Genomic DNA, 21,632 nt, shown 5'->3' on the forward strand with positions numbered 1-21,632 from the left:
CCCCTGGATCTAGAATTTCAGCAGCGCGGCCGTCATGACCCCGCCGTACAGCACGAACAGGCTGCCCAGGCAGGCGCCAAAGCCATAGCGGGCGCGGCGGCGGCGCACCTGCTGCAGCGCCGTCCAGTTCATCGATACCGTGCCCAGCACGTTCAAGCCCGTGGCATCGCGCAGTTCGGCGGGACTGAGGAAGGTAGGGCGCACCTGGCTGATCAGGAGGGCTGTGGCGACGCCGGCCACCAGGGCCGCGCCCAGCGCCGCGCTGAACAGCAGCGGACGGTTCGGGCCGACGGGCGCATATTGGACCGTGGGCGGGTCGATGATCTTGAAGGCCATCATCTCGGTGGTGGAACTGAGTTCGCCCGACAGCTTGGCCGCTTCGCGCCGGCCGATCAGCTTTTCATAGTTTTCCTTGTTGATGATGTAATCGCGGTTGAGCTGCGCCAGCTGCGACTCCACTTCGGGCACGGCATTGCTCTGCGCCAGCAAGCGCTCGTTGCGCGCGCTGTATTCCTGCACGCGGGCCTTGATGGCGGCCACCTTGGCATCCGCGTCCGTCAGCGCCACCTTCAGCTGCTGCAGCATGGGGCTGTAGTTCTTGCCCGGGTCGCCGGCCGCCGATTTCAGCTTGCTTTCCTCGATCTTGCGTTCTTCCAGCTGGGCCACCAGGCGCTTCGAGGCGATGATGTCGGGATGCAATTCCGTAAATTGCATGCGCAAGCTGTCGAGGTTTTTGTTGATCGACGCGATGCGTTCGTCGAGTTCGGGATTCGTGATGGCCGAAGCGTTCGGCTCCAGGTCGAGCACGGGCTCGTCGCCCTCGATCTGGCTCTGGATGGCCTTGCGCGATTGTTCCGCCTCGACCAGTTCCAGCTTGGCATTGTTCAGGCTATCGGATGACATCAGCAGCTGGCTGCCATAGTCGATGCCCTGGCGCGGCAGTAGCAGGTTGTTGCGGATCTTGAATTCCTTCACCAGGTTTTCCGCCGCGCTCAGCTTGTCCTCGTAATTCTTGATCTGCTCGTCGATGAATTGCACCGCCTTCTGCGAATCGCCTTTTTTTCCCTGGAAACTGCCTTCGACAAAGATGGTGAGCAGGCTTTGCACCACGTCGCGCACCAGCTTGGGGTCGCGCCCGCTGTAGCTGATGGTGTAGATGTCATAGGCGTTGGTGCCGGTGATCTTGATGCGGCTCATCAAGTCGTCGAGCTGGGCCTCGTGCTCGCGCACGGTCTTCGAGTCCAGGTCGAGGTCGACCATGCGCATGACGCGCTCCACGTTCGGCCGGCTGAGCAGGGTGCGGCTCATGATGGCCACCTGCTGTTCCGTGTTCGGCACGCTGGTCATGCCGGCCATCAGCGGTTTGAGGATGGTTTGCGTATCGACAAACACGCGCGCTGACGTCTGGAAGTCGTCGGGCAGGGTGATCACCCTGATGAAGCCGGCGATGGCCACCAGCCACGCCACCAGCACCGCATGCCAGCGGTATTTCCAGATACCTTTCAGGCTGGAAAGCAGTTGCTGTATCAATTCTTCCATGTCGCTTCCTTCAGGTGACGGTGCTGCACGGTAGATGGGGTGGCGGCGCGGACAACGACGGCATCTTGCAAGAAATGCTTGCCTGTTGGGTAAGCAAAGTATAGGGCGGCTGTGAGGCAAGATTTCCCAAGATGATTGCTTCTTGATACGCCTCAAGGTTCTCTTGCCAAGTTTTAATAATCATAGGAAGTTCGCGGCCCAGGCTGGTTCTGCGGGGCCGGCCATGGATGCGCCATCGACTCGAAGAGGCTCCGCATGAATCCGTTTCGCCGTGCATTTGTCTGCAACACGCTGGTTCTGGCGGGCGCTGCCAGCCTGCTCGGTGCCTGCCGCACGCGCCATCCGCTGGCACCGGCCGACGACAGCGCGCCCATGCACGATTACCTGATCGGACCGGGCGACTCCGTCAACATCATCGTCTGGCGCAACCCGGAAGTGTCGCTGACGGTGGCCGTGCGGCCGGACGGTAAGATCACCACGCCGCTGGTCGAGGATTTGCCTGCCAGCGGCAAGACCTCGACCCAGCTGGCGCGCGACATCGAGCAAGCGTTGAGCAAGTTCATCCAGCAGCCCGTGGTGACGGTCATCGTCACCAATTTTTCGGGCCCGTATGGCGAGCAGATCCGCGTCATCGGCGAGGCGGCCAAGCCGCAGGCGCTGCCATACCGGCTGGGCATGTCGCTGATGGACGTGCTCATCGCCGTGGGCGGCATTACCGATTTTGCTGCCGGCAACAAGGCCAGCATCATCCGCATGCGCGAAGGCAACCAGCAGCAGTTGCGCGTGCGCCTCGATGATCTATTGAAAGAAGGCGATATTTCCGCCAACGTCATGATGCGGCCGGGCGACGTGCTGCTGATACCGGAAAGCTTCTTTTAATAGCAAGCTCGACAATATCAAAACAGCATTTTTGTTTGTCATTTTGTACTTGCGGGCAAATTTCAGCATGCAATTTTGCTATTGAATAGCATATTTCTTCTGTTTTTTTAGCTGGATGTGGGAACTTCTCCAGTTTTTATCTTGTCACAAGGCATTGGCTTCAGTCCGTCTCGACGGCGGCCGATGAACGTGAGGACAAGATGAGCTTTGAAGATGAACCCATTATTTCCTTCGACACGCCAGGCACCTTCAGTGACCTGGTGGTGGGCGAGGGGCAGATCGACCCTGCCATGGAGCATGAGCTCGACCTGCAGCGCTTTCATATCCGCATGGCCAATTCGCGCGGCCGGCGCGAGGCGGCCAGTTTGCTGATCCGCAAGATGTACGGCTGGCGCGGCTATGCCGTCGATCCCGGCATCGCGCATGCCCTGAATAAAATCACGCTGTTTGCAGAAACGGCCGGCAGCACCGTCGGCACCATGACCCTGTGCCTCGACAATGACGAGACAGGCCTGCCCGCCGATGAAAACTTCCGCGACAAGCTCGACGTGCTGCGCGAAGAGGGGCGGCGCCTGTGCGAACCATCACGCCTGGCCATAGACAAGGGCGTGAGCAAGCGCGTGTTTGCGGCGCTGATTCATATTTCTTATATCTATGCCCACAATATTCACGGTTTTACGGATTATGTGATCGAAGTCAACCCGCGCCACGTGGTGTTTTACAAGCGCATGCTGGGTTTCAAGGACTTCGGCGGCGAGCGCGAGTGCACGCGCGTGGGGGCGCCGGCCGTGCTGCTACGGCTGGACCTCGATTACATGGGGGCCCAGATCCGCAAATACGGTGGCCTGATGGAACAGCATGGGGGTGAACGGTCGTTTTACCCCTTTTTTTTTCCGACATGGGATGAGCCTGGCATCACGGACCGGCTGAGGCAGGGGCGCAACTGATACCTCATTTGTTTTTCAGCAAGATCGCCTGCATGTAGCTGCCCGGAATCGCGTATGTGATGCCGCTGGGCGCGCTGATGGCGGCCTCTTTGAGGCCCTTGACGTACACCATGTTGACGATGCCGTAGACGAGACCGGTCTCGGGATCGAACAGGGGGCTGCCGCTGCTGCCCGGATACGCCGTCGCGTCCAGCTGGAACACGGTGTACGGCGCCTTTTGCAGTTGCGCCAGGCGCCGCACGTCGAGGCGCTGCGCGTTTTCGCTGGGCATGACCACCGGCGTCAGCGATGACACGGTGGCGCGGTGCGTCACGTGGTGCAAACCGAGCAAGGTGCCTAGCGGAAATCCCGTAAACGCCATGGCCTGGCCTTCGCGCACCGTGGCCGCGTCGCCCAGCGCAAGGGCGGGCAGGGGCGCGCCCGCCAGGCGCAGCAAGGCCAGGTCGTGTTCCGTGTCCAGCGCCTGGACCTTGGCGGGACGAAATTGCGCCACCTCGCCCTGGCCCGTGAGTATGCCGATGATTTCGTTCGGATTGGCGTCAAGCAGTTTCTGGATCACATGGGCGCAAGTGAGCACGCTCAAGCCGTCGCCCGTCACGAAACCCGTGCCGATGAAATTCATGGGCGGCGTGCGCGTCTTTTGCAGGCTGCCCACGCCAACGATGGACGGTTTCACGCGCGCGATGGTTTGCGCCAGTGCCGCCTCGGCGCGGCACGGCACGCTGGCCAGGGCCAGGCAAAACAATAGGACGGAAGACAGAAATTTCATGGCGGCGCGCTTTCAACGGTCGGAGGTGGCGGGGGCTGCAGCAGCGCGCACAGCAGCATCAGATAGCACAGCAGGGCGATGCGCGGCACGTCGAGCAGGCTGTCGAACAGGCCGACGACGAGAAAACCCAGCAGGGCGGCAGCGCACGCCAGCGCGCAGGAATCGCGCTGCGCGGCCTGGCGCAGCAGGCGCAGGCCGGCCACGGCCAGCAGGACCAGCATGGACAGGGCGCCGCACCAGCCCGTTTCCACCAGCACATGCAGCGCCATGCTCTTGATGTGCCACGGCAAGTGATGGTGGTCGCTGCTGAAAAACCAGTAATTGTTGGCCTGTGTAAAGCGCCCATTGGCGATCAATTCCTCGCCGCCGGGCGCGCGCAAGCTCAGATTGTCGACTTCGATCACGGACGAGGTGGCCGTGCCGCTGGCCGCCAGTTCCAGTTGCACGGGCGGGCGCAGCAGCCAGGCGCCCCCGCCCAGCCAGGCGCTGTCGAACGGCACCTCGTAGTGCTGCCACGTGTCGGCCGACGTGCTGGCCGGCGGCGCGCGCAGGCGCAGCGGGACATGCACGCAGCCTTGCGCATACAGCAATTGCCGCTGGCACAGGCGCACCAGCAGCACGGGCATGGGCCCGCTCCGGCGTGCATCGAGCGCCAGGGTGTAGCGCGTGGCCGGCTGCACGTGCAGGCGTTGCAGCAGGCGCAGCAGTTCGCCATAGCCGGCGCTGTAGCCGGGACTGGCCAGGCGCACATAGCGGTTACCCGGGTTTTCCTCGCTTCCGCCATCTTCCGCATAGGCGATGCTGGCCGGCACCTCACGCTGGGGATTGTGCCAGTAATAGGTGGCGGGAAAGCTGCCCATGCCCATGCCGAACAGGCGGTCGTCCCAAGCGGACGGCTGCATGGCCAGCACTTGCCGCCAATGGCGCAAGCGGCCTTGCATGTCGAAGGCGGTGGTGGCGAAACGTTCGGTGGCGTAATAGCTGGCCGAGACGGGTATCGCCAGCAGCAGCAGGATGCCGGCCGCGCCCGCGATGCTCAGGCTGGCCCGGTCCAGCCGCCACAGCGGTGGGCGCAAGCGTCCGTTGCACAGCATCAGCATGGCCAGCAGCACCATCAGGCCGGCCGGCGCCAGGGCGGAAGCACCGGCCCAGTGCCAGCCTATCCAGGCGAGATTGCATGCCAGCATGGTCCATGCCACCATCGCCAGGCCCAGCCTGGCTGGCCCTTTTCCCCCAGCGCCACTGGGCCACAACGCGCCCGCCAGCAGCGCGGCGGCCAGCAGGAACAGGAAATACGGGCCTTTCAGCCAGCCGGCCGTTTGCTGGCTGGCCGGCTCCGGCCACCAGGCGGCCAGCAAGCCCTGCAGGCACAGTGCGCACAGCAGGCTGGCCGGCGCCAGGCGCCACGGCAAGGGCCGCGCCGCCAGCACGAAGCTGGCAGCAAGCAGAACGGCGGCGGCGAGCAATCCCCGGTAGCCGGCCAGGCTGAACATGTATGCGAGCAGGACGGTGCCCAGGCCGGCCAGCAGCAGCTTCAGCAAGAGTTGGCGCACGGGCCGCTGGCCTTGCGGTGGCCGCGCCGCGCCGGGCGCCGTCCGCAGAACTTGCCAGAATGCCAGCAGCATGGCCGCTGCCAGGGCCGCGTACAGGCCCCGTGAAAAGGTGGTGCAGGCCGCGTGCAGGGCCAGGGCCAGCAGCAGCATGGCCAGCGCCGCCTGCCAGCGGCTGCGGGCGCGCGCCAGCCACAGTGCGGCAAACGGCAAGCTCAGGGCCAGGTAGCCGTCCAGCGCCGCGCCGCCCGTGTGCATGGCGGAAAACGGCGCCGTGATGCGGTAATCGCTGGACAGGTTCAGCAGGCCGGGAAACACGGCCCGTTCCCATAGCGCGAACAGGGACACCATGGCCAGCCCGGCCAGCATGCCCGGCAGCGCATAGCGGCGCAAGGCGGGAGGGTTCGCGTCGCGCAGCAGCATCGGCAGCAGCAGCATGCTCCAGGCCCAGGCTTTACCGAGCCGCAAGCTGTTATAGGGACTCAGGTAGTTATCCCAGGCATTCAGTTCGAGCTGCGGCAGCGGCAGGACGCCGCGCAGCAGCGCCGCCAGCCAGGCCAGGCTGCACAGCAGCAGACAGGCACGGGCGGCCGGCGAGAGGCGCGCCGCTGCGCCCCGGGCCGGCCTGCCCAGACGCCAATAGCCGCAAGCTACCGTCAGCAACAGCAGCACGTCGATTTCTTCGAGGAAGAACCAGCCCGTCCACGGCGCCAGGTCCAGCACGGGCAGCAGGGCGGGCACGCAAAACAGCCAGCAGGCGGGGCGCCAGCACAGCAGCAGGAAATATGCGGGCAGCAGGGCGGCAAACAGCAGCCCGGGCCAGCCGTGGCCCAGCGGATAATGGCGCAAGGCCAGCACGCAGGCCGTGCCCGCCAGCAAGGCCAGCGGCCGCGCCGCCACACCGGGCATGGCCGCGTGCACAGCCATGGCCTAAAGCTGGGTCAGCAAGGCTTGCGCTGCGGCCCGCTGCGGAAAGTCCTTGTTGGCGGCCAGCAGTTGTTCCAGTTGCTTGCGCGCACCGCCCTTGTCGCCCGATTTCGCCAGGGCCGCGCCCAGGTGATACTGCACTTCGGGCGACTTCGGCGCGAGGCCCGCCGCCTTGCGCAGCAGGGCCGTGGCGCGCTTGACGTCGCCTTGCTCCAGCACGATCCAGCCCAGGGTGTCGAGCACGGCGGGATTGTCGGGCGCCAGCTTGAGTGCCTGCTCGGCCGTGGCTTGCGCGCGCGGATCTTTTTCCTGCTGATATGCCCAGGCCAGGTCGTTCAGCGCCACCACGTTGCCCGTGTCCTTGGCAACGACATACTGGAAGTGCTCGATGGCGGCGCGGTATTGCTTCGCTGCCAGCCGGGTACCCGCCAGATAGGTGCGTGTCGGCAAGTCTTCCGGATGGGCTTTCAGCCAGGCGGCCATGCGCGTCTCGGCTTCGCGGTCCTGTCCCGACGCCTGCAAGGCGCGGTACAGCTGCACCTGCAAGGGGCCGATGGGGCTGATGCCGAAGGCGTGCTGGTACAGCTTGACGGCTTGCTGCGGCAGCTTTTGCTCCATCAGCACGTCGCCTTCGAGCTTGTAGCCGGCCGCCAGCTTCGGCTGCTGTTCCTGTACTTGGCGCGCCACGGCCAGCGCCTCGCGCTGGCGGTTCAGGTTCAGCAGCATGGCCACTTCCACCACGCGCGCTTCCAGCAAGGCCGGGTCAAGCGCCTGCGCCCGCTTGACGGCTTGCAGCGCATGATGATGGTCGCCCAGCGCCAGGTGCAGGCTGGCGATACGCATCTGCAAGGGCGCGGAGGTGGTTTGCAGGCTGGCCAGCTTGCTGTAGCTGTCGAGTGCGGCCGGCGCCTGGCCGGCGCTGTACTCGACTTGGGCGCGCAGGGCCAGCGCATCGGCGTCGCCCGGATGGCCCGTCTGCAGGGTGCGCGCCAGTTCCAGCGCCTTGTCGGGCGCACCCGTCTTCAGGTAAAAGTTACTCAGCAGCAGAGCCGGCGCGACGGCGTCGGGATTGTCGCGGTGGGCCCGTTCGAGCCAGCGCCGCGCCTCGTCCGTCTTGCCCTCCGATGCGGCCAGCTTGGCCAGCGCCGCGCACAGGTCGGCATTTTTCGGCGCCTTCGCCAGCGCCCGCTCGAAGCGCTGTTTCGCCTGCTCCGGTTTTTTCTCGGCCAGGTCGATCTGTGCCAGGTTGTTCAAGGCAGGTAAATACACGGGATCCATGCCCAGGGCTTGCTCGAAACTGGCGCGCGCGGCGGGCAAGTCGCGCAAGGCCAGGTAGACACCGCCTTTCAGGTTCAGCAGCAAGGGATTCGTGCCTTTCTGCTGTTGCTCCATCATCTTGACGCTGGCCAGGGCCTTGTCGTTCTGCTTGTTGCGCAGCAAGGTCATCACCAGCATGGTGCCCGCTTGCGGCGTGCTCTTGTCGAGCATGCTGGCGCGTTCCAGTTCATTGATGGCGCGGCTGTTCTCGCCCATGCCCAGGCGGCTGATACCCAGCGCCGCGTGCAGCCTGGCCGTGTCCGGCGCCAGGGTGCTGGCCTGTTCGAAATACGCCGTTGCCTTGTCGTACTGGCGCGCGCGCAAGTGGGCTTCGCCGGCCAGCGACAGCAATTCCACGTCGTCGGGGAAGGCGGCCAGCATCGGTTGCAGCAAGCCGATGGCCGCATCGGTCTTGCCGCGCATCAACTCAATCGAGGTCATCATCTTGACGGCATACAGATGCCTGGGGTACACGGCCAGGAAGCGCCGCAGGTAGGTTTCCGCCTGGGGCGGCGAGCCGAGCGCCAGTTGCACGGCGCCGGCCAGCAGGATGGACGGCATGTGATCGGGCGCCGCCTTGAGCACCAGTTGCAAGGCTTGCAAGGCCGCCTTGTTCTTGCCCTGGCGGAAGTCGAGCAGCGCCTGCGTCTGCAGCAAGCCCAGGCTGTTGGGCGCCGTCTTGCGCGCCGTGGCCAGCTGGGCCGCCGCTTCCAGGTAGTGCTTTTCCACGATGTCGAGGTTGGCCAGGTCGATATGCGCCTGGGTATTGTCCGGTTTGATCTTGAGTATCCGCATGTAGGCGAGCCGCGCCGCGCCGTTCTTGCCTTGCAGGCGCAGCAAATCGCCCTGCAGGCGCAAGGCGTCCAGGTTGGCGGGCGCGCTTTTCAAGGCTTGCGCCAGCAGCAGCTCGGCCGCCGGCACTTGCTGGTCCAGCGCCGCCAGGCGTGCCAGGCCCAGCAAGGCCTCGACGTGGTCGGGATGGGCTTCGAGCAGGCGCGAGTACAGGGCGCGCGCCTCATCCCGGCGGCCCAGGGCCAGCAAGGCATCGCCGCGCAGGGCCAGCACGCTGGCGGGTTGCGCTGCATCGTCGGCGATCTCGGCCAGCACCTTGTCGAACTGGCCCAGCATCAGCCAAGCCTTGCCCAGCAATGGCATCACTTGCTGCGACGCCAGGCCCAGCGACTTTGCCTTGCGCAATTCTTTCTCGGCCGACAGCGCTTCTCCCGTGTCGATATAGATGCTGCCCAGCAGCAAGCGCGCGGCCGCATTGTCCGGTTCCTTCTGCAGCAGGTTCTTCAACTGGATGATGGCGGCCCGTGCTTCGCCTTTCTGGCGGTACTGCTGCGCGTCGGCCATCAGGGTCTCGCTGCTCTGCGTGCCGTGGCACGCCGTCAGCAGGGGCAGCAGCAGGGTGCAGCACAGCGCGGCGGCAGGCAGGCCAGGGAAAGGGCGGGGCAGGGAACGGGCCATGGAAGTCTCCGGTAACGGCGTGCATGAGGAATCGGCATGGCCTAGCTTAAAAAGATGGCCGCCGGTCTCCTTGATTGCGCTCAACAAGCCGCCGATTGTCGGCGCGCCTGCTGGCCGCCGGCCCGTGTTTCTTGTTCCCGCTCAAGAATGGCCGGACCGGCAACCGTAGAATTTCCCGGACGGCGATGCTCAGGCCGCAACCATTCGGAGCACAGGCATATGGACAGCAATGTGGATAGCAAGGTGGAGAGCGGGACAGGCGTGGTGGCGGTGGTGGGGCTCGGTTATGTGGGCCTGCAACTGGCCGTGGCGTTTGGCATGCGCCAGCGCACGATCGGCTTTGACTTGTCGGTCCGCAAGGTGGAAAGCTACCAGCGCCACATCGACCCGACGGGCGAAGTCAGCCATGAACAGTTGCTGGCCGCGCAATGGCTGAGCGTAGGCTGCGATCCGGCCGAGCTGCAACTGGCCGATTTCATCGTCGTGGCCGTGCCCACGCCCGTCGACAGCGCGCACAATCCCGATTTCTCGGCCCTGGCCGGCGCCAGCGCGGCCGTCGGCCGCCACATGCGGCGCGGCGCCATCGTCATCTACGAATCCACCGTGTATCCGGGCGCCACCGAGGAAATCTGCATCCCGATCCTCGAGCAGCATTCGGGCCTGCGCTGGAAAGAAGACTTTCATGTGGGCTTTTCACCGGAGCGCATCAACCCGGGCGACAGGGACCATACGCTGCACAGCATCCGCAAGGTGGTCTCGGGCGACGATGCGGCCACCCTGGACAAGGTGGCCACCCTGTACGAAGGCGTGGTCGAGGCCGGCGTGCACCGGGCCTCGAGCATTCGCGTGGCCGAGGCGGCCAAGGTGATCGAAAACACGCAGCGCGACCTGAATATCGCGCTGATGAACGAGCTGGCCATCATCTTCGACCGCATCGGCATCGATACCCTGGAAGTGCTGCAGGCGGCGGGCACGAAATGGAATTTTCTGCCGTTCCGGCCCGGACTGGTGGGCGGCCACTGCATCGGCGTCGACCCATACTATTTGACGCACAAGGCGGAAATGCTCGGCTACCACCCGCACGTGATCCTGGCCGGGCGCCGCATCAACGATGGCATGGCCAAGTTCGTGGCGGAAAAAACCATCAAGGAAATGGTGCGCGCCGGCTTCAAATTGAAGGGCTCGCATGTGAACGTGCTGGGCCTGACCTTCAAGGAAAATTGCCCGGACCTGCGCAACTCGAAAGTGGTCGACATGATCCACGAACTGCAATCGTACGGCGTGCAGGTGCATGTGCACGATCCCGTCGCCGATGGCCGCGAAGCGCTGGAAGAATACGGTCTATCGCTGGAAAGCTGGGAGCAGCTGCCGCGGGCCGAGGCCATCATCAGCGCCGTTTCGCACCAGGCCCTGCTGGCCCGCCCGCTGGCCGACTTCCAGGCCAAGGTGCAGGAAAACGGCTGCTTCATCGATATCAAATCGCATTTCGACCCCCGTCCGCTCGAGGATGGCGGCCTGCACGTATGGCGGCTGTGATGGCGGCCGATGCCTTCGACCGGGCTGCAAACACAGCGCAAGGCGCCACTGCTGGCAGCCCGGCTGCCGGCGCCTACGCGCAAGCCTGCGCGCGGCTGTCCAGCGCACCGCGCCGCTGGCTGGTGACGGGCGTGGCCGGCTTCATCGGTTCGCACCTGCTGGAAACCTTGCTGCACCTGGGCCAGGAAGTGCGCGGGCTCGACAATTTCATGACAGGCCACCGGCACAACCTGGAACTGGTGCGCGCCAGCGTGGGCGAACAGGCGTGGCGGCGTTTCACCTTCATCGAAGGCGATATCCGCGACCCGCAGGCGTGCGCGCGCGCGTGTGCTGTGCCGCCGCAAGCCGCAGGCATCGGCCTCGGCGGCAGTGAAGCCGATGGTGAGACAAGCGCTGCCGATGGTGGCAGCGGCCCCAGCGGCAGCTTGGCCGGATGCGGCCGTGCCGGTCCGGACGGACCCGTCGCCGCCGTCGCCAGCGTCGGCGTCACCGTCGACTATGTGCTGCACCAGGCGGCGCTCGGTTCCGTTTCGCGTTCGCTGGAAGACCCGCTGCTATGCCACGCCGTCAATGTCAGCGGCTTCCTGAACATGCTGGCCGCCGCCCGCGACGCGGGCGTGCGGCGCTTCGTGTACGCGGCTTCCAGCGCCACGTATGGCGACCATCCGGCCTTGCCGAAAGTGGAACAGCACATCGGCGCGCCCCTGTCGCCATATGCCTTGAGTAAATATGTCAACGAACTGTATGCGCAAGTGTATGCGCGCTGCTACGCCATGCAGACGGTGGGACTGCGCTATTTCAATGTCTTCGGTCCGCGCCAGGATCCGCTGGGTGCCTACGCGGCCGTCATTCCCCGCTGGATCGCCGCCATGCTGGACAACCAGGCCGTGCACATCCATGGCGACGGCGCCACCAGCCGCGACTTCTGCTTCGTGCACAATGCCGTGCAAGCCAATATCCTCGCCGCCACCGGCACCGACCCGACGGCCGTGAACCAGGTCTACAACGTGGCCGTCAACGCCCGCACCAGCCTGACGCAGCTGCACGCCACCATGCAGCAGATGCTGCTGGCCGTCTGCCCGCAGCACGTGCAGCAGGCGCCGCGGTACGGCGAGTTTCGCGCCGGCGACGTGCGCCATTCGCAGGCGGACATCGCCAAGGCGGCCCGTTTGCTCGGCTATGTACCCACGCACAACCTGGCGCAAGGCTTGCGGCATACCATCGCCTGGTATGTGGCGCAGGCTGGCCGCACCTGAGGTGGGCGCGCAGCTGACTTCCGTAGCCGGTGTCCGATCCTGGTCGGATCCACGCGTCTGATACACATGCCCGATACATATATATATATATATATATATACATATATATGCCCGAAACATATGCTTGATATCCACCCGGCCTCCTGTCGTCTAGCGTTGCACGGGCGGCGCTGTCGGCGTTGTTGACGTTGTTGATGACGCTGCCGGTTCGGGCGGCTCCGGTACGCCGTCGGTCTTGCTGCGCAGAACCCGGGGCGTGCCGCGGAAATCGGCCGTATGCAGGGTGACGGGGCGGCGCCAGACGCGGGCGATGTAGGTCAGCACCTGTTCCGCCCGCTCCAGGTCCAGGCCGCGCCCGTCGCGCTGGTGATCGTGGCGCAGCACCAGGCTGCCGTCGTCATTGAGCAGGGTCACGGCGATGCAGGGCGCGCCATAGTTGTATTTGGGCGCCAGGATGGCTTCGCGGATGGCCCGCAAGTCGCGGCTGGCCAGGCGCGTTTCGCCATCGCGGCGGCTTTCATGCACGAACAGGCCCAGGCGGTCAGCCAGTTCGCCGTCTAGATAGTTGCGTATGAAACTGCAGTCATCGTCGTCGCGGCAAATCTGGCGCGCCCGCGCCAATCCTTCGCGCTCGATGATGTGTTCCCACATGCAAAAGCCCAGGTGATAGGGATTGACGGCCAGCGCCTGCTGGTGCTCGCCCGCGTAAGGGCGCACCACGTCCGAATGCGACTTGATGGCGGACAGATACAAGGCCGGCGGCAGGAAGTCGGCTTCGCGCAGCAGCCGCGCATGCCAGTACGAGGCCCAGCCTTCGTTCATGATCTGGCAGGCGTACACGGGATAGAAGTAAAACGACTCTTCGCGCACGGCCAGGAAAATGTCGCGCTCCCAGTCGGCCAGCTCCGGCGCATATTGCGCGATGAACCATAATAAATCGTATTCGTGCTGCGGCGGCAGGAGCGGGCGCTGCGTCACGCGTGCCCGTGCCGCCTCGTGCGCCGCCCGCGCGACCGCTTCGCCGGGCAGGCGCCGGTAGCGCCGTGCAAAAGGAGCGTCGTCGCTGGTCCTGTCGCGCGTACCCGCCAAGCAGGCTGGCCCGGATGCCGCATAGGGCGGGCGGTGCAGCTCGGCGTGGATGTCCACATGCTGTTCCAGCGCCAGTGCCGCGTCGAGCACGGCTTCCACCTGTTCCTGCCCGTGGCGTTGCAGCGCCATTTCGAGACGCTGTGCCCGTGCCGCGCTTTGTTCCAGGATATGCTGGCCCGCCATGGCGCCGAAACGCAGGAACAGGGCATTGCGGCTGGCAAAGTCGGCGTGGCCCAGCACATGCGCTGTGACAAGGGTGTTTTCCGCCACGGAATTGTGTTCGGCCATGTAGGCATGGCAAGGGTCGCCGGGGAACATGACTTCGAACATATGCGAGTTACCCATCTTTTGATGCACGAGCTGGTGGATGTAGCGCACGCCGAACGACCAGTGGCGCATGCGCACGGGCAAGCCATAGATGGCGATCTCGGCCATGAAGCTGTCCGGCACCAGCTCGAACTCGACGGGTGCAAATGCCAGCCCCAGTTCCCGCGCCAGCGCCTCAATGCGCGTCGCGTAGCCGTCCAGGCTGGCTATGTCTGCCGTATTGGCCGTGTCGTCGTGGCGCTGAGCGTCAGTCCGGGTCATGGCGGTTCCTCCGTTTCTGCCGCCTCGTGCTGGAAAAAGGTGCGGATGGCCGCCCAGATATCGTCATTTTTGCTGAGGATGCTGCTGTGCAAGGGCAAGCCGCGCCGTTCCTGCTCGGCGCACAGGCTGTGCATTTCCGTTTCCAGGCTGCGCGGCACGCCAGGCACGGTTTCCACATAGCCCATATAGTTGAGCAAGGTGCCCAGTTCGCCCAGGACCAGGCTGGTCGCTCCCCGGTCTTCGCTGAAATTCTCGCCATCGGAAGCATAGAACAGATAGGCGTTGTAGCGTCCCGGCGCGTAGTGTTCCTGCAGCAGCTCCCGGCTCAGGCGAAAGGCGGTGGAAGCCATGGTGCCGCCCATGCCGTTGACCTGGAAGAACTCGGCTTCGGAAAACTCCCACGCCCGCGTCGTATGGGCGATAAAGCGTGTTTCCACGCGCACATATCTGCGGCGCAAGCCCTGCAAGGCAAAGAAAAAGAAGGATTTGGCCAGCTTGCGCTCGGCCTGCGCCATGCTGGCCGATACGTCCAGCACGAAAAACACGACGGCATTCGCGCTGGGGCGGGGCTGTGGCAGCACCTGGCGGTAGCGCAAGTCGTCATTGGTGAAGGGCACGGGCTGCGTTTGCAAGGCGCGCCGCTTGATGGCTTCCTTGACGGTGCGCCGCCGGTCCAGGCGCGAACGGGCGCCATGACGATCCAGGCCGCTACGCACGAGCCGGACTTCGTCGATGGCGCCCAGGTGGCGCGGCTTCAGATGCGGCAGCTCGAAGGCGTCCCACAGCCAGTCGAGAATATCGTCGATGGGAAACTCGAGCAGCAGGCGCACCGCGCCCTCGCCATCGCCGCCTTCGCCTTGCGTTCCCGCCCCACCCGTGGCGGCGGGGCGGGCCGCGCGCAGGAGATCGCCGGGCTGGCCGCCACCCTGGCCCGCGCCCACGCTGCTGCGCGCGGGCGCCAGGCGGAAATGCGCATGTTCAAGCAGGCGCATGGGCACTTGCACCGTGCGTTGCTGCGGCCCGCCGATCAGGTCAGGCGTGGCGATCAGCTCGGGCAAGTGCGCCTGCACGGCGTCGCGCACTTTCTGGTTGTGGCGCAGCCAGTCGCGCGCGCCGCGCGAGAACAGCCCGTACCACGGCTGGGCCAGGGCAGGCGCGGGGCCCGTTGGCGCTGTCGCGCCGGCGGAATGCACCTTGCTTGCCGTGGCTGGCGAGCCTGCGCGGCCATCCCGTGCCGGAGGGCCATGCTGATTGCCGTTGCCTGGCGAGGTCGTGGCGGACATGGCTATTCCTGCGCCAGCAAGGTGGTTACGTAGTTGAGCGCTTCGCGCGCGCTATGGGCGTCATAGCCGTATTCGTCGACCAGGCGCTGCTCGACGGCCGAAATCCTGGACCGCACGTCGTCATCGGGGCGCTTGGCCGAGCCGACCAGACGCAGCACGTCGCGCCGCTGCTCGAACAGGTATTGCTGGATGGCGTCGTGCAGTTGCGCATGGCTGCCCAGGCCAAATGGCTCGCCCCGCTTGAAGGCGCTCATGGCCTTGCGGACCACTTCTTGTCGGAAAGATTGCTTGCCCGAGTCGCTGATGTGGATTTTTTCTTCCACGGCGCGCAGGAACCGTTCGTCGGGACGGCGCTCTTCGCTGGTGATGGGATCGCGGATCTGGCGGTTGTCGAGCATGGCTTCGACTTCATCGAGATATTTGTTCAGCAAGTCTTGCGCTTCTTGCTCGAACGACACGAACAGGGCCTTGTGCACGTCAGCCTTGACCCAGCGGTTATAGAAATCCTTGCGCGTGAGCACCAGGTAATCGACCCACTTGCGCTTGCGCCGTGGTTCGATGCGCGCATCGTTTTCAATGCCGTCCTTCAGGGCCAGCAGCACGTCCATGGTGGACAGGCTGTTGCGCTGGGCGGAAATGATGGCGTGCGACAGGGCATTGATGACGAAACGGGGCGACACGCCCGACAGGCCCTCGTCGGGCGCCTTGTCGCGCTCGCGCATGCGGCGGATGTCGGCCGGCTGCAAGTCGTCCACGTCTTCATCGGCGTAGATGCGCAGTTTCTTGACCAGCTCGGCCTCCTTGTCCTCGCCTTCGGGCAGACGGCTGAGGATGGCAAACACGGCCGCCGCATGCAGCACGTGCGGATCGAGGTGTACGTCGCGGAAGGCGGGCGCGGCCGCCAGGATCAACTTGCGGTAGATGCGTGCTTCCTCGCGGTAATTGAGCGTGTACGGCACTTGCACGATGACCATGCGGTCGAGCAGCGCCTCGTTTTCGCTTTCTTGCAGGAATTTGCGAAATTCGGCCAGATTCGTGTGCGCGAGGATGGTTTCGTCCAGATAGATCAGGGGAAAGCGCGACACCTTGACATTCTTTTCCTGCGTCAGGGTCAATAGTAAATAGAGGAATTCCCGCTTGACCTTGAGGATCTCGATCATTTCCAGCATGCCGCGGCTGGCCGCGTATACCGCGCCGGACCACGACCAGGCGCGCGGATCGCCTTCGTCGCCGTACTGCGCCACTTTCGACAGGTCGACGGAACCGACCAGGTCGGCCAGGTCGGCCGTGGTGGGATCGTGCGGCGCATACGTGCCGATGCCGCAGCGGCCCGCCTCGGACAGGTGGATGCGCTCGACGGGCATACGCAGGAAATCGCCTGCGTACTGTTCTTCCAGGCGGGCGCGGCAATGGGGGCACAGTTCGCCCTGCAGCTCGGCATCATAGCTGGCGCGAAAGTCGGCGCGCATGCTGTGCGGCACCAGATGCAGCGGCGATTCGTGCACGGGACAGCCGGCGATGCCGTACAGCGCGCCTTCGCTGCTGTGGCTGTATTCTTCCAGGCCCCGCTTGAGCAGGATCACCATGGTCGACTTGCCGCCCGACGGCGGGCCCAGCAACAGCAACATGCGCCGCCCCACCTCGGAACCGGCAGCGGCTGCCTTGAAATAGGCGGCAACCCGGTCGATCGCCTCGTCGATGCCGAACAGCTCGTCGTCGAACAGGCGGCAGCGGAAGCGCCCGTTGTCATCGGTCTGGCCGTTCCAGCGCATCATGTCCCACAGGTACTGGTGCGCGCTGCGCGTCAGCAGGGCCGCGCGACCGGGCAGGATCTGCTCGATGAAATCGGCAAAACTGCCGCCCCATGGGCGGATGCGGTGCTTTGCCGCCCAGGCCGCCATGCCGTGCACAAAACCCGCATGCTGGCCTGCTTGCTCGCCCGCAGGCGCGTCGTCGTGGCGTGTCATACCAGGGCTCGTCATTGTTTCCCCATCCATACCGTTGCTGCCGTGGAGCAGGCCCGGTTCCAGCCTGTCAGCCAAGTATACGGCGCCACCTCTGGCCGCACGCCTGATCTCGCTCAACCTTGACGAGGGAACTATTTTTATCCTCGCTGCCCCCGTTGGGGCAGGGCCGCCATGCGCCAGCGCAGTTCAATCCAGATCAATACCGGCCGGCGCGGTCCGTCCAGACTGATGGTTTGCGGCGACCCACGAGGAGAACATGATGATAGGCAACGAGAATGGTTTCAGTGCCCCGCCTGGCGGCAGCGGCAGGGGACAAAGCGCGGACGATGAAGAGGCCGTCGGCCAATTTTCCGCCCCTGGCGAAGACGATAATACGATCGAGAGCGCGTCCGTCTCGGACGTGCCCGACGCCTTGAGCGGCGTCAGCATGGAATTGCTGGAAATCAAGCGCAGCATCGAAGACGGCATGCGCCAAAGCATTTCCCAGGCGGGCGGCGTGCGTGCGGCCGACGCCTTCAGCGACGGCGGCAATATCCAGGGCGTGTCCATCGGCCTGGGCGAGGGCGCCAGCGACAGTTCGTCCGGCGAACCGGGCTTGCCGGCCCTGACCCTGTACGTGGCCGAACCCACTTCCGTCGACCGCGCCAAGGCCGCCATCGTTGGGGCCATGGGCGTGCGCGCCGTGTCCAGCGACAGGGTGCCCGTCAACATCGTCGTCACGGGCGTGATCGATGCGCAACCGCACCGCTTCCGTTTGCGCCCTGCGCCGGGCGGCGTGTCGGTCGGGCATTTCCGCATCACGGCCGGCACCATCGGCTGCCTGGCCGTGGGGCGCAGCGCGCCGCGCAACAGTCGTTTGATGATTCTTAGCAATAATCACGTGCTGGCCAATTCCAATGGCGGCGTGTTCAACGACTGCATCGTGCAGCCGGGCCCCATCGATGGCGGCCGCTGCCCGCAAGACCAGGTGGCCGTGCTCGAGCGCTTCGTGCCCATCAATTTCAGCGGCGGCGTCAACTTCGTCGATTGCGCCACCGGCTGGGCCTGGCCAGACCGCGTGCGACCCGAACTGGTCTACCTGAGCGGCGGCGTGCCGGCGTATTTCCGCATCAGCAATGCGCTGGTGGCGCCCGCGCTGGGCATGATGGTTGGCAAGTCCGGTCGCACGACACAGCTGACGCAGGGCCGCATCACGGGCCTGGGCGCTACCATCAACGTCAATTACGGCGGCGGCAGGATCGCCCTGTTCCAGGACCAGATCGCCATCACGGGCGTCAGCGGCGCATTCAGCGCGGGCGGCGATTCCGGCTCGTCCATCTGGACGTGGAACCAGCAGCGCAATCCCGTCGGCCTGCTGTTTGCCGGTGGCGGCAATATCACGTTTGCCAACCAGATGCGGCGGGTGGTGGTGGCGCTCGACATCAATTTATACACCTGAGCACGCTGCAAGGGCATGGCGCGGCGGCGTTGCGCCGCCTTGCATAACGCTGTCTTTTGCACGATGATGATATTTGTCAAGGGCAGCAGCCACGCATGGTACTGGCCGGCGAAGCGTGCTGCAACGCCGGATGGCCGGGTGTATCATGGAATGCATCAGGAGGGTCTGTTATGTCAAACAGTAAATTCGCACAATCGCCCCATGCCGTCTTCGAGGACGCCGCCATGCCGTATTTGCCGGATGATGCCTCTGGACAGGGAATGGGCGGCGCGGGCCAGGGATACTACGCCCCTGCCGCGCCCCCGGGCCGCCTGGAAGCGGCAAAGCGGCGCAACGAGCGGGCGCTGATGGCGATCGATGGCGTGGAAGGCGTCAGCCTGGGGCAGACGGCCGTGGGCAAGGAAGCGCTCGTCGTATATTTGCGCGACTCGTCCGTCAAGCGGCGCGTACCGTTGCAGGTCGAGGGCTATCCGGTGGAGACGAGCATCACGGGCCAGATCGATATCCAACGCTGGTAGGTAGGCGAGCCCGACGGCTAGGCCGCCGGGCTGCGCATAGCCGCAGGAAGACCTGTTGCCAGGCCTTCGGCTTCGCTTATCCGCCCGCCTTATTTGCTCAGGCGGCCGATCGCTTCAGCCACGCCCGCGCCATAGGCAGGGTCGCACAGGGTGCAGTTGCCGATGTGGCGTTGCTTGACTTGTTCCGAAGCGCCCGAGATGGCGCGCGCCGTGTTGTCGAACAAGGCTTGCTGCTGTGCCGGCGTCATCAGGCGGAACAGGGCACGCGGCTGCGAATAGTAATCCTCGTCGACACGGTGGTTCCAGTGGTCGGCCGCGCCTTCGATGCTCAGCGGCGGTTCGCGGAAATCGGGCTGCTCGGCCCATTCCTGCTCGCTGTTCGGTTCATAGCCCAAGGTTCCGCCCTGGTTGCCGTCGACCCGCATCTGGCCGTCGCGGTGATAGCTGTGGAACGGGCATTTCGGCGCGTTGACAGGGATATGGCTGTGGTTTACGCCGAGGCGGTAGCGCTGCGCGTCGCCATACGAAAACAGCCGGCCTTGCAGCATCTTGTCCGGCGAAAAGCTGATGCCTGGCACCACGTTGGCCGGGTTGAAGGCGGCTTGTTCCACTTCGGCAAAGTGATTGTCCGCATTGCGGTTCAGTTCCAGCACGCCCACTTCGATCAGCGGATAGTCGCCGTGCGGCCATACTTTCGACAGGTCAAACGGGTTGAGGTGATAGGTGCCTGCCTCTTTTTCCGGCATGATCTGCACATACAGGGTCCAGCGGGGGAAATCCTTGTTTTCGATGCTCTCGTACAGGTCGCGGTGCGAGCTTTCGCGGTCCTTGCCCACCAGTTCCTCTGCTTCGGCATCCGTCAGGTTTTGAATCCCTTGCTGGGTTTTAAAGGTGAACTTGACCCAGAAACGCTCGTTTTGCGCATTCAGGAAGCTGAAGGTATGGCTGCCGAAGCCGTGCATGTGGCGGAAGCTGCGCGGCAAGCCACGGTCGCTCATCACCACCGTGACCTGGTGCAGGGCTTCGGGCAGCGAGGTCCAGAAGTCCCAGTTGCTGTTGGCGCTGCGCAAGCCCGTGCGCGGGTCGCGCTTGATGGCGTGATTCAAATCGGGAAATTTCAATGGGTCGCGCATGAAAAACACGGGTGTATTGTTGCCGACCAGGTCCCAGTTGCCTTCTTCCGTGTAGAACTTCAGGGCGAAGCCGCGGATATCGCGTTCCGCGTCCGCCGCGCCCCGTTCGCCGGCTACCGTGGAAAAGCGCGCGAACATCGGCGTTTTCTTGCCCACTTCGCCAAAGATTTTCGCGCGCGTGTAGCGCGTGATATCGTGCGTGACGGTAAACGTGCCGTGCGCGCCGGAACCCTTGGCATGCATGCGGCGCTCGGGAATGACTTCGCGGTCGAAGTGGGCCAGCTTTTCCAGGAACCACACATCTTGCAGCAGGGCGGGGCCGCGTGGGCCCGCCGTCTGGATGTTCTGGTTGTCGACTACAGGCGCGCCAAAGGCGGTGGTCAGCTTTTTCATTGGACTCTTTCTTTCATGGCTAGGCAGAGCAATGGACGCACCGGCGCTACTCAAACACTGGCTGGGTTGAATGAACACTCACCGGGGCTGGTCCAGAGTAAAATTTCTAAAATGCAATTTCAGTGTAAACCTTTTTGTGCGAGACGGCTTGCCACGCCGCCCATGCAAGCACAGGCGGCATCCTTGTATCATAAGCGCTGAATGGCTGCCGCTCCCGCACGCTTGCAAGTTACAAGTATATAAAGGCCGGCCTAGCTCGCGCCACTGGCCTTTTGTCCAGATTTTAAAACCCGGTTTTTTAAAAACGGTTCCAATTGTTATGCCGGTGCTCCGTCGCTTCCTTCATCAGGTGGCCGGCGCGCAGGGCGTCGTCCGCCTGCACCGTCATGGCCAGTTCCTGGATGGCGGGCGGGTATTCATGGTGGGCCGCTTCCTCCAGCAATTCGCGGCCTTTCGCCAGGTCGCGCGGCACGCCGCGGCCTTCGCGGTAGGCGTTGTACAGCAGGAACATGGCGTGTGGATTGCCCAGTTCGCTGGACTTGTCCAGCCAGCGCGCCGCTTCACCTTGATCTTTCGGCACGCCTTCGCCATTCGCCGCCAGCAAGCCCAGCATCAATGCCGCCTTCGCATGGCCTTGCTGCGCCGCTTGCCGGTACCACAGCCAGGCTTGGGCCGGCGTGGCCGCGCGCAGCATCTGGCCCAGTTCGAAGGCCGCTTCCGTGTCGCCGGCGCGGGCCGCCTGTTCGAACAAGGCCAGGGCTTCGGCGCGGCGTTCGGCACGGGGCTGGTAAATCAGCGCCAGTTCGCGCTCGGCGACGGGCATGTCCTTGCCGGCCCAGCTGCGGACCTTGCGCTCGGCCTGGTGGTCGCCCGCCTGGCGCGCATGCATGGCGACGGCTTCGATTTCCGCCGCCGTGGGCGGTGGCGACGCCTGGCAGGCGGCCAGGGCTGCAGCCAGCACGACGGCGGGGAGGGAAAGTGCGTGTTTCATTGGGATTACCTTTCATCAAAACAGGCCGGAACTGCCGCAGTT

Annotated in this window: 15 protein-coding genes; 6 read left to right on the forward strand and 9 right to left on the reverse strand. The window is 64.6% G+C overall.

The annotated features are described in order from the left end of the window. Positions 1 to 9: 9 nt before the first annotated feature. The gene (locus CSQ91_RS06400) at positions 10 to 1,539 is read right to left on the reverse strand and encodes an XrtA system polysaccharide chain length determinant (protein ID WP_099387724.1); all 1,530 of its coding nucleotides are present in this window, start codon (positions 1,537 to 1,539) and stop codon (positions 10 to 12) included. Between the two features lie 255 nt (positions 1,540 to 1,794). Between CSQ91_RS06400 and CSQ91_RS06405 the strand changes: the two genes are divergently transcribed. Both CSQ91_RS06405 and CSQ91_RS06410 read left to right on the forward strand, forming a co-directional pair. Beyond that, entirely contained in the window at positions 1,795 to 2,418 is a 624-nt protein-coding gene (locus CSQ91_RS06405) for an XrtA/PEP-CTERM system exopolysaccharide export protein (RefSeq protein WP_070254397.1), read from the forward strand. A gap of 200 nt (positions 2,419 to 2,618) precedes the next feature. After that, a complete protein-coding gene (locus CSQ91_RS06410; RefSeq protein WP_070254398.1) occupies positions 2,619 to 3,365 on the forward strand; it encodes an N-acyl amino acid synthase FeeM domain-containing protein in 747 nt (248 codons plus the stop codon). A 4-nt stretch (positions 3,366 to 3,369) separates the two neighbouring features. On the opposite strand, the gene CSQ91_RS06415 is transcribed toward CSQ91_RS06410, so the two are convergent. The 3 genes from CSQ91_RS06415 to prsT are packed head-to-tail and all read right to left on the reverse strand — an operon-like array spanning position 3,370 to position 9,398. Continuing rightward, on the reverse strand, positions 3,370 to 4,134 hold the full coding sequence (locus CSQ91_RS06415) for a S1 family peptidase (protein WP_092604857.1): 765 nt from the start codon (positions 4,132 to 4,134) through the stop codon (positions 3,370 to 3,372). Continuing rightward, positions 4,131 to 6,611 carry a hypothetical protein gene (locus CSQ91_RS06420; RefSeq protein ID WP_099387725.1) on the reverse strand — a complete coding sequence of 827 codons (2,481 nt, stop codon included), beginning with the start codon at positions 6,609 to 6,611 and terminating at the stop codon, positions 4,131 to 4,133. The genes CSQ91_RS06415 and CSQ91_RS06420 overlap by 4 nt, the downstream gene beginning before the upstream one ends. Positions 6,612 to 6,614: 3 nt before the next feature. Further along, positions 6,615 to 9,398 (reverse strand): XrtA/PEP-CTERM system TPR-repeat protein PrsT, encoded by a 2,784-nt coding sequence (prsT, locus tag CSQ91_RS06425; protein WP_099387726.1) that lies wholly within the window; start codon positions 9,396 to 9,398, stop codon positions 6,615 to 6,617. Between the two features lie 219 nt (positions 9,399 to 9,617). On the opposite strand from prsT, the gene CSQ91_RS06430 reads away from it, so the two are divergent. Both CSQ91_RS06430 and CSQ91_RS06435 read left to right on the forward strand, forming a co-directional pair. Next, entirely contained in the window at positions 9,618 to 10,934 is a 1,317-nt protein-coding gene (locus CSQ91_RS06430; RefSeq protein ID WP_099387727.1) for a nucleotide sugar dehydrogenase, read from the forward strand. After that, on the forward strand, positions 10,934 to 12,190 hold the full coding sequence (locus tag CSQ91_RS06435) for an SDR family oxidoreductase (RefSeq protein WP_099388590.1): 1,257 nt from the start codon (positions 10,934 to 10,936) through the stop codon (positions 12,188 to 12,190). Before CSQ91_RS06430 ends, CSQ91_RS06435 begins: the two co-directional genes overlap by 1 nt. A gap of 150 nt (positions 12,191 to 12,340) precedes the next feature. Here CSQ91_RS06435 and CSQ91_RS06440 read toward each other — a convergent pair whose 3' ends face one another. Genes CSQ91_RS06440 through CSQ91_RS06450 form a run of 3 tightly spaced genes read right to left on the reverse strand, consistent with a single transcriptional unit; the run spans position 12,341 to position 17,117 of the window. Further along, positions 12,341 to 13,867, reverse strand: coding sequence for a SpoVR family protein (locus tag CSQ91_RS06440; RefSeq protein ID WP_099387728.1), 1,527 nt, complete (start codon positions 13,865 to 13,867; stop codon positions 12,341 to 12,343). Further along, entirely contained in the window at positions 13,864 to 15,150 is a 1,287-nt protein-coding gene (locus CSQ91_RS06445) for a DUF444 family protein (protein WP_099387729.1), read from the reverse strand. The genes CSQ91_RS06440 and CSQ91_RS06445 overlap by 4 nt, the downstream gene beginning before the upstream one ends. 2 nt (positions 15,151 to 15,152) lie before the next feature. Then, the gene (locus CSQ91_RS06450; RefSeq protein WP_099387730.1) at positions 15,153 to 17,117 is read right to left on the reverse strand and encodes a serine protein kinase; all 1,965 of its coding nucleotides are present in this window, start codon (positions 17,115 to 17,117) and stop codon (positions 15,153 to 15,155) included. Between the two features lie 256 nt (positions 17,118 to 17,373). Here CSQ91_RS06450 and CSQ91_RS06455 point away from each other — a divergent pair, with 256 nt between their 5' ends. Together CSQ91_RS06455 and CSQ91_RS06460 are read left to right on the forward strand one after the other, a co-directional pair. Then, positions 17,374 to 18,555 (forward strand): S1 family peptidase, encoded by a 1,182-nt coding sequence (locus CSQ91_RS06455; protein ID WP_257217239.1) that lies wholly within the window; start codon positions 17,374 to 17,376, stop codon positions 18,553 to 18,555. A gap of 170 nt (positions 18,556 to 18,725) precedes the next feature. After that, on the forward strand, positions 18,726 to 19,073 hold the full coding sequence (locus CSQ91_RS06460; protein WP_099387732.1) for a hypothetical protein: 348 nt from the start codon (positions 18,726 to 18,728) through the stop codon (positions 19,071 to 19,073). An 89-nt stretch (positions 19,074 to 19,162) separates the two neighbouring features. Here CSQ91_RS06460 and CSQ91_RS06465 read toward each other — a convergent pair whose 3' ends face one another. After that, positions 19,163 to 20,599, reverse strand: a complete 1,437-nt coding sequence (locus CSQ91_RS06465; RefSeq protein ID WP_092604865.1) for a catalase — start codon at positions 20,597 to 20,599, stop codon at positions 19,163 to 19,165. Positions 20,600 to 20,897: 298 nt separating this feature from the next. Then, entirely contained in the window at positions 20,898 to 21,590 is a 693-nt protein-coding gene (locus tag CSQ91_RS06470) for a tetratricopeptide repeat protein (protein WP_083299635.1), read from the reverse strand. Positions 21,591 to 21,632 lie beyond the last annotated feature (42 nt).

It is taken from the genome of Janthinobacterium sp. BJB301 (assembly GCF_002735685.1).
In the GTDB taxonomy this organism is placed as follows: domain Bacteria; phylum Pseudomonadota; class Gammaproteobacteria; order Burkholderiales; family Burkholderiaceae_D; genus Janthinobacterium; species Janthinobacterium lividum.